14 protein-coding genes and 1 riboswitch are annotated in these 13,663 nt (G+C 72.7%); of the genes, 7 read left to right on the top strand and 7 right to left on the bottom strand.

All coding sequences use genetic code 11. The features are described 5' to 3' along the window. Window positions 1-43: 43 nt before the first annotated feature. Window positions 44-184, bottom strand: a riboswitch (cobalamin riboswitch). A gap of 160 nt (window positions 185-344) precedes the next feature. Next, window positions 345-551 (top strand): DUF397 domain-containing protein, encoded by a 207-nt coding sequence (locus R4Z62_RS06915; protein ID WP_491519348.1) that lies wholly within the window; start codon window positions 345-347, stop codon window positions 549-551. Between the two features lie 269 nt (window positions 552-820). Here R4Z62_RS06915 and R4Z62_RS06910 read toward each other — a convergent pair whose 3' ends face one another. The 4 genes from R4Z62_RS06910 to R4Z62_RS06895 form a co-directional block, all read right to left on the bottom strand. Continuing rightward, window positions 821-1,282 (bottom strand): hypothetical protein, encoded by a 462-nt coding sequence (locus R4Z62_RS06910; RefSeq protein ID WP_491519347.1) that lies wholly within the window; start codon window positions 1,280-1,282, stop codon window positions 821-823. Window positions 1,283-1,322: 40 nt separating this feature from the next. Next, a complete protein-coding gene (locus R4Z62_RS06905; RefSeq protein WP_491519346.1) occupies window positions 1,323-2,180 on the bottom strand; it encodes a helix-turn-helix domain-containing protein in 858 nt (285 codons plus the stop codon). 245 nt (window positions 2,181-2,425) lie between these two features. Then, the gene (locus R4Z62_RS06900; RefSeq protein WP_491519345.1) at window positions 2,426-2,647 is read right to left on the bottom strand and encodes a hypothetical protein; all 222 of its coding nucleotides are present in this window, start codon (window positions 2,645-2,647) and stop codon (window positions 2,426-2,428) included. Between the two features lie 46 nt (window positions 2,648-2,693). Beyond that, window positions 2,694-4,004: an inorganic phosphate transporter gene (locus R4Z62_RS06895; protein WP_491519344.1), complete on the bottom strand. Its 1,311-nt coding sequence runs from the start codon at window positions 4,002-4,004 to the stop codon at window positions 2,694-2,696. A gap of 168 nt (window positions 4,005-4,172) precedes the next feature. Between R4Z62_RS06895 and R4Z62_RS06890 the strand changes: the two genes are divergently transcribed. The 3 genes from R4Z62_RS06890 (at window position 4,173) to R4Z62_RS06880 (ending at window position 7,960) form a co-directional block, all read left to right on the top strand. Beyond that, window positions 4,173-4,961 (top strand): class II aldolase/adducin family protein, encoded by a 789-nt coding sequence (locus tag R4Z62_RS06890; RefSeq protein ID WP_491519343.1) that lies wholly within the window; start codon window positions 4,173-4,175, stop codon window positions 4,959-4,961. A 179-nt stretch (window positions 4,962-5,140) separates the two neighbouring features. After that, window positions 5,141-6,262 carry an alpha/beta hydrolase gene (locus tag R4Z62_RS06885; RefSeq protein WP_382843317.1) on the top strand — a complete coding sequence of 374 codons (1,122 nt, stop codon included), beginning with the start codon at window positions 5,141-5,143 and terminating at the stop codon, window positions 6,260-6,262. Between the two features lie 414 nt (window positions 6,263-6,676). Next, window positions 6,677-7,960, top strand: coding sequence for a hypothetical protein (locus tag R4Z62_RS06880; RefSeq protein ID WP_491519342.1), 1,284 nt, complete (start codon window positions 6,677-6,679; stop codon window positions 7,958-7,960). 23 nt (window positions 7,961-7,983) lie between these two features. On the opposite strand, the gene R4Z62_RS06875 is transcribed toward R4Z62_RS06880, so the two are convergent. Next, the gene (locus R4Z62_RS06875; RefSeq protein ID WP_064532167.1) at window positions 7,984-8,397 is read right to left on the bottom strand and encodes a VOC family protein; all 414 of its coding nucleotides are present in this window, start codon (window positions 8,395-8,397) and stop codon (window positions 7,984-7,986) included. 258 nt (window positions 8,398-8,655) lie between these two features. Here R4Z62_RS06875 and R4Z62_RS06870 point away from each other — a divergent pair, with 258 nt between their 5' ends. The 3 genes from R4Z62_RS06870 to R4Z62_RS06860 all read left to right on the top strand — a co-directional run bounded on the left by R4Z62_RS06870 (window position 8,656) and on the right by R4Z62_RS06860 (window position 11,834). Next, window positions 8,656-10,254 carry an ABC-F family ATP-binding cassette domain-containing protein gene (locus R4Z62_RS06870; RefSeq protein WP_064532165.1) on the top strand — a complete coding sequence of 533 codons (1,599 nt, stop codon included), beginning with the start codon at window positions 8,656-8,658 and terminating at the stop codon, window positions 10,252-10,254. A 377-nt stretch (window positions 10,255-10,631) separates the two neighbouring features. Continuing rightward, the gene (locus R4Z62_RS06865) at window positions 10,632-10,853 is read left to right on the top strand and encodes a helix-turn-helix domain-containing protein (protein ID WP_018567695.1); all 222 of its coding nucleotides are present in this window, start codon (window positions 10,632-10,634) and stop codon (window positions 10,851-10,853) included. 159 nt (window positions 10,854-11,012) lie between these two features. Further along, the gene (locus R4Z62_RS06860) at window positions 11,013-11,834 is read left to right on the top strand and encodes an enoyl-CoA hydratase/isomerase family protein (RefSeq protein ID WP_491519341.1); all 822 of its coding nucleotides are present in this window, start codon (window positions 11,013-11,015) and stop codon (window positions 11,832-11,834) included. Between the two features lie 146 nt (window positions 11,835-11,980). On the opposite strand, the gene R4Z62_RS06855 is transcribed toward R4Z62_RS06860, so the two are convergent. Together R4Z62_RS06855 and R4Z62_RS06850 are read right to left on the bottom strand one after the other, a co-directional pair. Continuing rightward, complete coding sequence (locus R4Z62_RS06855; protein ID WP_491519340.1) at window positions 11,981-12,736, bottom strand: SDR family oxidoreductase; 756 nt, start codon at window positions 12,734-12,736, stop codon at window positions 11,981-11,983. Window positions 12,737-12,799: 63 nt separating this feature from the next. Next, window positions 12,800-13,630 carry an SURF1 family cytochrome oxidase biogenesis protein gene (locus R4Z62_RS06850; RefSeq protein ID WP_491519339.1) on the bottom strand — a complete coding sequence of 277 codons (831 nt, stop codon included), beginning with the start codon at window positions 13,628-13,630 and terminating at the stop codon, window positions 12,800-12,802. Window positions 13,631-13,663: the final 33 nt, after the last annotated feature.

Below are 13,663 nucleotides of genomic sequence, written 5' to 3'. Positions count from 1 at the left end.
CGCGCATGGCGATGGTCCTCACTCAGGGTGTCCGCGCCCTGGTTCGACGTGACCGGCGGCGAGAGTTCCTGGCTCCCGGGGATGTTCCTCCCCGGTGACAGTGGCGGGACCGCGCCGGATTCGCACCGGCTTCCTCTTCTGCCGCCGTACATGGCCCCGGAAGTCCACCACGGCCCCGGAACAGCCGTCAACTTGCCGTTGACCTGCGGCGGGGTGGTGTGCCGAGGCTCATATCCCCGGCCTGGGCCCGCGGACTTGAAACGGCTCCTTTTGGCCTCTTTCCCGGCATGGAAGCCGGGAAGACTCCTGTCATGAACACCCATGGGGGCTGAAGGAGGTGGGCGTTGGCAGGCAGGGAGCCGACGGGGCGCGCTTGGGTCAGGAGCAGCTACTCGGGCGACGGACAGGAATGCGTGGAGGTGGCCGCCGAACGAGGCCGCACGCTCGTGCGCGACTCGAAGTGCCCGGGGAGCGGACGGCTCGCCTTCGGGCGGACGGCCTGGTGTGGTTTTCTGGAGGAGCTTGTGGACCCGGAAGCGGACGGCTCATGATCCGTCCGGGGGGACGGGAGGGACGCACATGCGAGAACGAGCCGGACGAACGGCCCCGGCAGGAGTGAGGGCCCCGGGCTCGGCGGGGGGCCACGCCTCGGCGGTGGCCTCGTTGATCCTCTTCTCCTCGGCGACGGGCGTCGTCGCGGTGGGGGCGGGGGCATTGGCGGCCCTCCTCGTTCCGGGGGGTGTCGCCAGGGGGGTGGTCTGGCTGGTGGTGACCGTGCTGGTCGCCGTCGCCGCGGGCCTGTGGTGGGGGATGACGCCGCTCACGGACCGGCTCCGGGTGCTGAGCCGTGCCCTTGCGGCGGTTCAGCCCCGGAGCGAACCCCCTCGCTGATCTCCCGCCGGCCGGTGCCGCCGGAGCGCCGCCCCATCGCTCTGCCCAGTCCCGCGCCCGCCGCCGCGACGACCGCCGCTCCGCCGGCCCCCGCGATCGTCGTGGTGAGCGGAGTGGCGGCGCCGAAGGGCAGGCTGGGCGCGACCCGGGCGGCCAGGGCGACACTCAGCAGCAGGACGCTGCCACAGGCGGTGCCCAGCAGCAGCCGCACCGACATCAGCCGGATCTCACCGGCGACCCGCGCGCTCTCCAGCCGGATCAGAGCGTCGGTCAGGTCCGGACTCTGCATGGCCTCCTTCTTGAGCGAGTTGTCGTCGAGAGCCACGGCGCCCTCCGGCTCCGTACCTGCGCGCAGGCGCTGCCACCACGCCCGTATTCCGAAGACCGCCATGGGGCCTCCCCCGTTCCCGCCCGGGTCGTCCCCGCCCGGTTCAGCTGTTGTCCAGACTCTCCCTGACCGACGCCAGCAGCTCACTCATCCGGTCGCCCTCGTACGCCCTTGGACCGATCTCCTCGAAGCACTCCTGGTAGCGGACCTCCAGCCCCAGGTCGCCCCGGCTCGACAGACCGCCTCCCGGACCTTCGATGAAGGTGAGGTCGTCGTCGTCCTTGAACGTGAGCAGGATGAACGCGGTGGTGACGCTGAAGTGCGCTCCCGCCGAGAAGGGCAGCACCCGGAGCGTGGTGCGCGGGTGCTCCGCCAGGGTCGCCAGGTGGTCGAGCTGCCGGCGCATCACCGAGGGACCGCCGATCTGACGCCGGACGGCCGCCTCGTCCAGGATGATGTTCATCTCGGGACCGTCGCCCGTGTCGAAGAACCGCTCCTGACGGGTGAGCCGCAGGTCCACCTGCTGCCGGACCCGTGACTCGGGGGCCATGGGGGCCAGCAGCGCCGTGGCGTAGTCCTCCGTCTGCACGAGCCCCGGCAGGATGGTCGGGTTGTACATGCGGATCGTGTCCGCCGACCCCTCGTACCCCAGGTACAAGGCGTACTGGGGCGACACCACGTCGCTGTACTGCGCCCACCATGACTGTCCTTTCGAGCCGCGTGCCGCGTCCTCCAGCTCCGCGACCAGACCGGCGTCCGTGACCTCGTACAACTGGAGCAGGGCCCGCAGGTCCGTGACCCCGAGACTGACCGTCCCGGCCTCGATCCTGATCAGTTTGGAGAGCGACCATTCGAGGGCCTTCGCGGTGTCCCGCTGGGTCAACCCGGCGTTCTCGCGTGCCTTGCGCAGTTCGATTCGCAGCCTGCGTCGGTTGAGGCTCGGATCGATGTCTCTTGGCATGGTGCTCCCTGCCACATGTCGGCGTTGACTTGTCGGGCTGCCACCATCGAACAGTTAACTACCCACTAGAGTAGGTGACTTAGACCACGGCGACCAGCCTCTGTCAGTATGACATGTGTCGTTTCGCTGAGGTCGTGAAGAGTGGTCGAAGACAGCAAAAACCCCCGTAAGCGTCATAGAACGACTCACGGGGGTTGATGCGGTCGGTGCGGCCGGGGGCTGAGTGGCCGCAGGGCTTCCTGTGGTCAGCCCAGAATCAGGGAAATTCCGTAGGCGACAGCCGCCGCACACAGCGCGAAGCACGCATAGGCACCGGCGGTGGCGGCGAGGGCCGACTCGCCGCGGGTCGACGCGGCCTCGCGGCGGGACAGGCCCGCGATGCCGAGGGTGAACAGGACCACCAGGCCGACGGTGGCCACGAGGCTGACGCCGAAGACGGAACCGAGGGCCGCCCAGTCGATCTTCATGTCGGAGCTGCTTTCTTGATTCTCGGGAGCCGGGTGGGGCGCGCGGTCAGACGGCGGCGGCGGGCGGGGTGGCCGCCGCCGGGGCCGCGACCGGGCTCGGGTCGAGGACGGGGACGGGCGCCGGGGCGGGGATGGTGGCCATGAGGCCGTCGGCCGCCGCCGCGCCCGCCAGGGGCGCCGCCGGTGCCGCGGCCGGGGGCGGGGCCACCGCGGCGATCGCCTGGGTCACCACGCCGGCCGGTTCCCCGGCGGCGGGCTCGGTCGCGTTGACGTTGGTGTGGTCGACGACCTGGCGGCGGGAGATCTTCCAGATCGCGAAGCTCGCGGCCACCAGGAACACGGCGACCAGCGCGGTGCCCCAGTCACCCAGGCCGGTGACGACCTCGGCGCCCGCGCCGACCACCGCGGCGGCCGGCAGCGTCAGCACCCAGGCGACGGCCATGCGGCCCGCGGTGGACCAGCGGACCACGCCGCCCTTGCGGCCCAGGCCCGCACCCATCACCGAGCCGGAGACGACATGCGTGGTGGAGAGCGAGAAGCCCAGGTGGGAGGAGGCCAGGATGGCCGCGGCCGAGCTGGTCTGGGCGGCGAAGCCCTGCTGCGGCCGGAGGTCGGTCAGGCCCGTGCCCATGGTGCGGATGATGCGCCAGCCGCCGATGTAGGTGCCGAGCGCGATGGCCAGACCCGCGGAGAGGATCACCCAGGTGGGAGGGTTGGCGCCGGGGGAGACGGCACCGCCGGCGATCAGGGCGAGGGTGATGATGCCCATCGTCTTCTGCGCGTCGTTGGTGCCGTGCGCCAGCGAGACCAGGCCCGCGGAGGCGATCTGCCCGACCCGGTGGCCCTTCTCGGCGGCCCTGCCGTCCGTCTTCGCGCCGATCCTGTACGACAGCCGGGTCGCGACCACCGCGGCGACGCCCGCGACGACCGGCGCGGCGACCGCCGGGATCATGACCTTGGTGACCAGGACGTCGCCGTGCACGGCACCGACGCCGGCCGAGGCGATGGTGGCGCCGATCAGACCGCCCAGCAGGGCGTGCGAGGAACTGGACGGGAGCCCGACCAGCCAGGTCAGCAGATTCCAGAGGATCGCGCCGACCAGGGCGGCGAAGATGACCTCGGGACGGATGCCGGTCTCGTCGACGAGACCCTTGGAGATCGTGTTGGCGACCTCCACGGAGAGGAACGCGCCCACCAGGTTCAGCGCGGCGGACATGGCCACCGCGACCTTGGGCTTGAGTGCGCCGGTGGAGATGGTGGTGGCCATCGCGTTGGCGGTGTCGTGGAAACCGTTCGTGAAATCAAACGCGAGTGCGGTTACCACCACAATCGCGAGGATCAGCGAGAAGCTTTCCATTTACCCAGGCAATCGTTCGAGCGTCATTGGCTCGTCGAACGTAGGTAACCCGGGTGAACGGAAGGTGAACTGGGACGGTCGCGGTGGTGTCCGAACCTGTGGCTTGTCTCCCACTTCCGGGAGATCCGCTTCCGGTCCGGACCCCCGCCGGGCTGGCAGGATCGCCGCATGGCTGAACGACGGCGGGAGATCGGGCACACGGGACGCGCGAGCGGCACGCGCGGGACTCAGGAGCACCAGGGGGCACGGGAGACACACGAGACCCGGGCGACGGGGGAGGCGCCGCCGGACGAGGACGAGTTGGCCCGCGCCTGGCGGGACCTGGTGGACACGGCCCGCCGCACCGTCGTCGACGGCCTGGTTGTCGGGACCTCGGGCAATGTGTCGGTACGGGTGGGGGACACCGTCCTCGTCACCCCGTCGGGCGTCCCCTACGACCGGCTCACCCCGGACGATGTGACGGGCGTCGCACTCGACGGCCGACAGGTGCTGGGCACCCTGGTCCCGACCAGCGAACTCCCCATGCACCTGGCCGTCTACCGCACCACGGACGCGCGCGCCGTCGTGCACACCCACGCCGTGCACGCCACGGCCGTCTCGACGCTGGTGTCCGAGCTGCCGCTGATCCACTACATGGCGGGCGCGCTCGGCGGCCCGGTGCGCGTCGCCCCGTACGCGGCCTACGGCACCGAGGAACTGGCCGCGCACGTGCTGGCCGCGCTCGACGGCCGCTCCGGCTGCCTGCTGCGCAACCACGGCACCCTCACCCACGGCGCCACCCTCGACCAGGCGTACGACCGCACCGCCCAGCTGGAGTGGATGTGCCGCCTGTGGCTGACCGCCTCCTCGGTGCCGGGCCTGACCCCGTCCCTGCTCTCACCGGAGCAACTGGCCCAGGCGTCGGACCGGCTGCGCGGGTACGGGCAACGCGGCGGGGCGCGCGGCACGGTCCGGTGACGGTGACGGCTCGCCGGGGTGGGCGGACACGGGCCGGTGACGGCTCGCCGGAGCGGGCGGACACCGGCCGGTGAAGGCTCGCAGGGGTGAATTCCGCCGTTCCTGGAACTCGCGAGGACATGTCACCCCGACCGCACCTTCCGCTGGCCGGTGACCCGGTACGCCCGGACACTGGACCCGTGCGCACAGTCAAAGCGGCGGCCGCGGCCGTCACCGCGGCCCTGGCGGCCGGCGCGGCGAGCGTCGCCGCCGGCCGGCTCGCCAGCGACGCCGCGCTCAAGTCGCCCCCGGGCCGGCCCCTGCCCACCGAGCCCCGGCTCACGGTGCACAGCACGGCCGCCGGTCAGATCACCCTCACCCGGGACCTGGCCTCGCAGCGCCCCGGCACCTACGGCCTGGCCGGCAACGGCTCGCACGCGGTCGTCGGTCCCGTCCTGCGGGACGCGCCGCACCTGCCCGACACCGTCGTACGCCGCCTCGAACGCGTCACCCACGGCTCGCTGCACCCCCGCGACCGGGTCTGGCTCACCCCCAACCTCCACGTCGGCAACCCCGGCACGGCCCTCGGCCTGAAGTACGCCGACGTCGACGTGCCCGGTGAACTCGGCCCGCTGCCCGCCTGGTTCGTGCCCGCGGTGCGCGAGACCTGGGTGATCACCGTGCACGGCCTGGGCGCCACCCGCGAGCACCCGCTGAACATCATGGAGTTCCTGCACCGCAGGCACTTCCCGGTGCTGGACCTCGCCTACCGCGGCGACCTCGGCGCCCCCCGCCCCCCGGACGGTCTCAGCCACCTCGGCGCGACCGAGTGGCGCGACCTGGACGCGGCGATCCGCTACGCCGTAGGGAACGGCGCCGAACGCGTCGTCCTGCACGGCTGGTCCACCGGCGCCACCATGGCGCTGCGCGCCGCCCTCCACTCGAAGCTGCGCGAGCGGGTCTCCGGACTGATCCTGGACTCGCCCGTGCTCGACTGGGAGGCGACGCTGCGCGCCCTGGCCAGGGCCCGGCACACCCCCGGCCCGCTACTGCCGCTCGCCGTGCGCGCCGCGCAGGGCCGCACGGGCCTGTACGCCGACGGCGACACCGGCACCCCGGCCCCGCTCACGGTCCCGACCCTGATCTTCCACGGCCCCGACGACGAGGTCGCCCCCTGGCAGGCATCCCGCCGCCTCGCCGCCGGCCACCCCAACCTGGTCGCCCTCCGCCCGGTCCCGCACGCCTCCCACGGCGCCATGTGGAACGCCGACCCGGAGGCGTACGAGGAGACGCTCCGGCGCTTCCTGACCCCGCTGATGTGAGGCGGGCCGGGTCCCGGCCCCGAAGCGAGGTGCTCCGGGCCCGGGGCCCGGCCCCTCCGGCCTCTCTTCTCCGTCCTCCCCGCCGCCTCCCCGCCTTCCTCCGCCCAGCTCCCGCGACCCTCTCCGGAGGTTCCGGTTGAGGGGCGGCGGGATGGCCTGAATGCGGTGTGTCGCGGCCGTCCCGGAGGTCTGCCTTGGCCCTCTCCGTCGCCCGCCGTGACATTCCGTTTGGGTTTTCGGACCGTCAACCGGAAGACTGCACCCGTGACGTCCCGTATCCCGCGCGACTCCAGGCTTCGACTCGTCCGCCCACGACCCCTGGCCGCCGCCCCCCGAGCCGTGAACCAGCGGCGCCCGCCCCGCCCCGCCCCGCGTCCACCGGAGGGCACCCCGGCGCCCGCGGAGCTGGCCAGAATGGCGCGCTCCGGCCTGGCCGGGGCAGCCCGTGTCGCCCGCTGGGCCGACGCCGCCCTCGGACCCGGCCGGGCCGGGGCGACCGCGGACGGCAAGGCCACCCTCTCCCCGGCCACCGCCGAGCGCGCGGCCGGCGAACTCGACCTGACCGCCGCCCAGGTCCGGGCCGAGTGGGACACCGCCCGCCTCGCCGGTCTCATCGAGGTGCACGGCGACAGGGCCCGCCCCGGCTGGCGGCTGCGCGCCTGGGACCGTGACGACAGCGCCGTGCTGCGCGGCTGGGTCGCCCTCTTCGACGCCTGGTCGCTGGCCTGCCCGGAGCCCGACGGCCATGAGGCCGCGGCGGTCGCCGAGGTCGTCTCGGCCATGCCGCAGGTGCTCTCCTTCCTCCAGCTCTCCGCCGGTCCGGTCCCCGTCGACCAGCTCCTCGACCTGCTCCAGCAGCGCGTGACCGAGCTGCGCACCGAACGCTGCGAGGTCCCCTACGGCCCGCGGCCACAGGAACCAGAACCGGCACCGGCACCAGAACCGGCACAGGGACAGGCGCAGGAGCCGCCCCCGGCCGCCCTCGCCCCGCTGCTCGACTGGGCCCTGCGCGCCCTCGGCGCCGTGGGAGCGCTCACCTACGGCGAGGGACAGGCCACGCTCACCCCGCTGGGCAGCTGGGCGGTCTGGGTCAAGCTGGAGCAGATCTGCGTCGCCGCGCAGAGCCCCGCCGGCAACATCGAACAGGCGGCCGAGGGCATGCTGCGCGGCTGCGCCCAGCTGCGCCCCAACGCGGCCCGTGCCGAGTACCGCGCCTGGCTCGCCGCCCGTCCCGTGGGCAGCGCCATCACCGAACTGCTCGGGGCCGCCCGCGGTGAGGACGCCCTGCTGCGCGGCCTCGCCTTCGAGGCGCTGCGCGTCGTCGGCGCCCCCGCCGAGCCCGAGGTGCGGGCCGTGCTCGACGAGCCCGCGCTGCGCCCGTACGCCCTGCTGTGGCTGGCCGAGCACGACGGCGTGGACCCGGAGGACGCCCACGAGGTCCTGACCCGCGAGGAGGCCACCTGGCTGTGGGTGGACACCGCCGCGGCCGTCGCCGACCACGGCGAGGCCCCGATGCTGGTCCGGCACCTGGAGTCGGCGCTCCAGCCCACCGTCCCCGCCCTGCTCGACGAGGTGCGGGCGGTGGGGCACCCGCGCACCGTGCAGGTGCTGGTCGCCCTCGCCGCCGCGCACCCGGACCCCGCTCTGGCCAAGGCCGTCCGCAGGGCCGCCTTCCAGGTGCACACCGGCGGGAGCTAGCCCCCCCGCCGGGCCGCGCGCCGTCAGCCCTCCGTGCGAGGGGCGTACGTGCCGAAGCTCCAGACGTTGCCCTCGGCGTCCCGGGCCATGTAGTCCCGGGAGCCGTACTCCTGGTCCGTCGGGGGCATCAGGATCTCCGCGCCGTGGTCCACGGCCCGCTGGTAGTGGCCGTCCACGTCGTCCACGACGACATAGACCCCCACCGGGCCGGAGCCGCGCATCGCCTCGTCGAAGCGTCCGCCGTGCCCCTTGGAGCCGAGCATCACCGCGCCGTTGCCCTGCACCAGCTCGGCGTGCTGTACGAGCCCGTCCTCGCCCTCGTACACGGACAGCTCGGTGAAGCCGAAGGCCTCGGTGAGCTGCCGCAGGGCCGCCCTCGCGTCCGCGTACAGCAGCGTCGGGTAGATGCTCGGACGTCCGCCGGCCGTGTCCGCCATGCCGATCACTCCCTTGTGTGTCGTGCCGCGCGAGCCGCCGCCCGCCCGGTTCCGCCCTGTCCATCCGGTTCGCCGACCAGTGTGGCACCGGCCACTGACAACGCCCCGCCGCGCCCGCCGCACCTCTGGGCAAACACCCGGGAAAACAGCTTGCACACCCCCGTTAGACTGTTCCGTATGGCCTTTCTCCTCGCGCATTAGACGGCGGGAACGTCCTCAGCCGCCCAACCCGCCAACGACCCGCCCTGGAGTCTGTCCGTGATCTCCGCTTCCGGTATCGAGCTGCGCGCCGGTGCCCGCATCCTCATCGAGAGCGCCACCTTCCGCGTCGCCAAGGGCGACCGCATCGGCCTCGTCGGCCGTAACGGCGCAGGCAAGACCACGCTCACCAAGTGCCTGGCCGGCGAGGGCATCCCGGCCGCGGGCACCATCACCCGTTCGGGTGAGGTCGGCTATCTCCCGCAGGACCCCCGCACCGGCGACCTCGACGTGCTCGCCCGCGACCGTATCCTCTCCGCCCGCGGCCTGGACGTGCTGATCCGCAAGATGCGCGAGAACGAGCAGCGCATCGCCAACGGCAAGGGCGCCACCCGCGACAAGGCGATGAAGCAGTACGAGCGCCAGGAGACGGAGTTCCTCACCAAGGGCGGCTACTCCGCCGAGGCCGAGGCCGCCACCATCGCCGCCGCGCTGAACCTGCCCGACCGGGTGCTCGGCCAGCCCCTGCACACCCTCTCCGGCGGTCAGCGCCGCCGGATCGAGCTGGCCCGGATCCTGTTCTCCGACGCGGACACCCTGCTGCTGGACGAGCCGACCAACCACCTCGACGCGGACTCGATCATCTGGCTGCGTGACTATCTGAAGACCTACCGCGGCGGCTTCATCGTGATCTCCCACGACGCGGACCTGGTCGAGACGGTCGTCAACAAGGTGTTCTACCTGGACGCCAACCGCTCCCAGATCGACATCTACAACATGGGCTGGAAGCTCTACCAGCAGCAGCGCGAGGCCGACGAGAAGCGCCGCAAGCGCGAGCGCGCCAACGCCGAGAAGAAGGCCGCCGCGCTCAACGCCCAGGCCGACAAGATGCGCGCCAAGGCCACCAAGACCGTCGCCGCGCAGAACATGGCCCGGCGCGCGGACAAGCTGCTCTCCGGCCTTGAGGCGGTCCGCCAGTCCGACAAGGTCGCCAAGCTGCGCTTCCCCGAGCCCTCGCCCTGCGGCAAGACCCCGCTGACGGCCGAGGGCCTGTCGAAGTCGTACGGCTCGCTGGAGATCTTCACCGACGTCGACCTGGCCATCGACAAGGGCTCCCGGGTCGTCATCCTCGGCCTCAACGGCGCGGGCAAGACCACGCTGCTGCGGCTGCTCGGCGGGGTGGAGAAGCCCGACACCGGCCAGGTCGTCCCCGGTCACGGCCTCAAGCTCGGCTACTACGCCCAGGAGCACGAGACCCTGGACCCGGAGCGCACCGTCCTGGAGAACATGCGTTCGGCAGCGCCCGACATGGACCTCGTCGAGGTCCGCAAGGTGCTCGGCTCGTTCCTGTTCTCCGGCGACGACGTCGACAAGCCGGCCGGAGTCCTCTCCGGCGGCGAGAAGACCCGGCTCGCGCTGGCCACCCTGGTCGTGTCCTCGGCCAACGTGCTGCTCCTGGACGAGCCCACCAACAACCTCGACCTGGCCAGCCGCGAGGAGATCCTCGGCGCGCTGCGCACCTACAAGGGCGCCGTCGTCCTCGTCACGCACGACGAGGGCGCCGTCCAGGCGCTCCAGCCGGAGCGCATCATCCTGCTGCCCGACGGCGTCGAGGACCTGTGGGGCGCGGGCTACGCGGACCTGGTCGCCCTCGCCTGACCCCGTCCGGCACCGCGTCCCCGGCCCCGTCCGCCGACCCGGCCGGGGCGCTGATCAACAGGGTATGGATCATTCGGCCCATCGGTGATCCATCATCTGCGTGAGATCTCCTCGTATCGAGGTGTGTCTGCCACGTATTTCCCGGCCGAGCCCTTATGTGCCAAGGGCTCGGCCGTCGTGCGTCTCTGACCTGGCACTTCGCGGAACAACCCGTTCGGCCGTACGGACGGTGACGTGCGGAATCGGCAATTCCGCATGTGGGGACGTGCTCCTGTCGTCACAAGCCTGTCTCACGGACCTTGCCGAATGGGTGGCCATGCGGCCCCGGAGGGGTGATCATGAGGAGACCAGAGCGCACTTCCCATGAGGAGGCACGGGTGGCCGAGACTCTGAAGAAGGGCAGCCGGGTGACCGGCGCCGCGCGCGACAAGCTCGCGGCAGACCTGAAGAAGAAGTACGACGCCGGTGCGAGCATTCGGGCGTTGGCCGAGGAGACCGGCCGCTCGTATGGCTTCGTGCACCGGATGCTCAGCGAGTCGGGCGTCACGCTCCGTGGGCGTGGCGGGGCGACGCGCGGCAAGAAGGCCGCTTCGGCCTGAGCGACCGCGGGCGGTCCATCGGCTCCTACGGTGGCCACCCGGTCGGTCGACCGGCCGGCCGGGTGGTTACTGTGCAGTCACTTACGGGCGCCCGTACGTCTCGCACGACAGTGCGACCGTACGGCGTCCCGAGCTGACCGCACCCATCGGAGGCGCCCCATGGCTTCGCCCGGAAACGAGCACAACCTCGAACCAGTACGCGACACAGTTCTCGACAAGGACGGCGTACGGCTCACCGTCGACGACACGCTCGCCACGGTGACGCTGACCAACCCGGCCAAGCGCAACGCGCAGAGCCCCGCCCTGTGGCGCGCGCTCGCCGAGGCCGGGCGGCTGCTGCCGGGCTCCGTCCGCGTCGTCCTGCTGCGCGCCGAGGGGAAGTCCTTCTCCGCCGGGCTCGACCGGCAGGCGTTCACGCCCGAAGGCTTCGACGGCGAGCCGTCCTTCCTCGACCTGGCGCGCGGCGGCGACGCCGAGCTGGACGCGGCCATCGCCGAGTACCAGGAGGCGTTCACCTGGTGGCGGCGCCCGGACGTGGTGTCCGTCGCCGTGGTCCAGGGACATGCCATCGGGGCCGGCTTCCAGCTGGCGCTCGCCTGCGACCTGCGGGTCGTCGCGGACGATGTGCAGTTCGCGATGCGCGAGACCAGCCTCGGCCTGGTCCCGGACCTCACCGGCACACATCCGCTGGTGGGGCTCGTCGGCCAGGCCCGCGCGCTGGAGATCTGCCTGACGGGCCGCTTCGTCACGGCCGAGGAGGCGGTCGCCACCGGGCTGGCCAACCTCGCTGTGCCCCGCGACCAGCTGGACGCCACCGCGCGTGATCTGGCCTCGGCGGTCCTCGCCGCGCCCCGCGGCGCGGTCATCGAGACCAAGGCCCTGCTCCAGGGCGCCCGGGAGCACTCCTACGAGGAGCAGCGCGCCGCCGAGCGGCAGGCCCAGGCCCGCCGCCTGCGCGACCTGGCCGGCCTCGGCGAGTAGCCCCCCCCGCCGAGCGGCCCGTGCGCCGCGCCGCCGCAGCGCACCCTGCCACCGCACCGCACCGCACCGCACCCCGCCGTCGCATCGCGATCCGGCGGGACGGCGGCGGTCCGGCGGTGGCGCGGCGGCGGGTACCCGGCCGGAGGTCAGAAGCCGTGCCGGAACCCGCCGTCCACGGGCAGCATCACGCCCGTGACGTAGGAGGCGGCCGGGGAGAGCAGGAAGGCCGCGGCCCGGCCGAACTCCGCCGGGGTGCCGTACCTGCGCAGCGGGACGCGGGACTCGTTCGCGGTCCGCGTCGCCGTCGGGTCCGCCGACAGACCGTCCAGCTCGCGCATGCGGTCGGTGTCGATCCGGGCGGGCAGCAGGCCGACGACCCGGATGCCGCGCGGGCCCAGCTCGTCCGCCAGCGACTTGGCGAACCCGGCGAGTCCGGGCCGCAGACCGTTGGAGATGGTCAGCCCTGCGATCGGCTCGTGCACCGAACCCGACAGCACGAAGCCGATGACGCCGCCCTCCTCCAGCTCCGCCGCGGCGGCCCGCGCCAGCCGCACCGCGCCCAGGAACACCGACTCGAACGCCGACTGCCACTGCTCGTCGGTGGTGTCGGCGACAAAGCCCGGCGGCGGTCCGCCGACGCTGACGAGGATGCCGTGGAAGCCGCCGAAGTGCTCGCGTGCCACCGCGATCAGGCGCTCGGCCGCGCCGGGATCCGCGTTGTCCACGGCCACCCCGACGGCGTTCGGGCCCAGCTCGGCCGCGGCCTCGGCGGTCCGCTTCCCGTCCCGCCCGGTGACGACCACCTTCGCGCCGTCCGCGACCAGCTCGCGCGCCGCGGCGTTGCCCAGCCCGCGGGTGGCCCCGGTGACGACGTACACCCGGTCCTTCAGTCCAAGATCCATGGCCCTATCCTGCCCGCTCGTCCCGGTGCGGGGCGAGGGCGGGGCGGCGGCCGTGCCGTGCGGCTACACCGCGGCGGGTGCGGACTCCTCGCGCGCGGGTTCCTCCTGCGCCCCGCCCGTCCGGTCCCGCAGCTCGCGGCGGACCAGGATCAGCCAGCCCACGGGGACGCAGGCGGCGAACAGCCACCACTGGATCGCGTACGGCAGGTTGATGTCGTCCACGCCGATCCAGCTCGTGTCCTCCTTGGGCGACGGGACCGGCTCGGGGCTGCCGCCCTCGGGCGCGGGCGCCGTCAGCTCGACATAGCCGCCCAGCACCGCCGACGCGGAGGGGAGGCCCCGGTCGCGCAGGAGGGCGCCGACCTGCTCGCTGTTGATCAGCATGATCTGGCGGTCCGGCAGCCCCTTGACGTTCTTGATGCCGCTGGCGGCCGTCGTCTGGTCCTGCATCAGCCGCCCGGTGACCGTGAGGTCGCCGGAGGGCGGTGCCGGGATCTTCGGGAAGGCGGACTGCGAGGTGGGTGACGGGACCCAGCCCCGGTTGACGAGGAGGACCTTGCCGTCGTTCGTCACGAACGGCGTCAGGACGTGGTAGCCGACCCGGTCGTCCGCGTTGGTGCGGCGGCGCACCACGAGTTCGTGCGCGGTGTCGAAGTGGCCCTCGGCGGTGACCCGGCGGTAGATGTCGTCGTGCGCGACCTCGCCGCCGACCGAGGTCAGCGACTCCACGGGCACGGGCGGGGCCGCCAGTGAGGCCTCGATCACCTGGTTCAGTGCCTGCCGGTGGTCGTGGCGGTGCAACTGCCAGAAGCCCAGCCAGGCCATCGTCGGGATCAGCGCGATCGCGAAGAGAGTGAGGATCACCCACTGGCGGGTCAACAGGAAGCGGTACACCCCACGACGGTACCTCCCGCGCCACGGTGTGTT

It is taken from the genome of Streptomyces sp. PL-25 (assembly GCF_058344915.1).
Note: the sequence above shows the minus strand (reverse complement) of the source record. Positions and strands in the feature narration are given on the sequence as shown.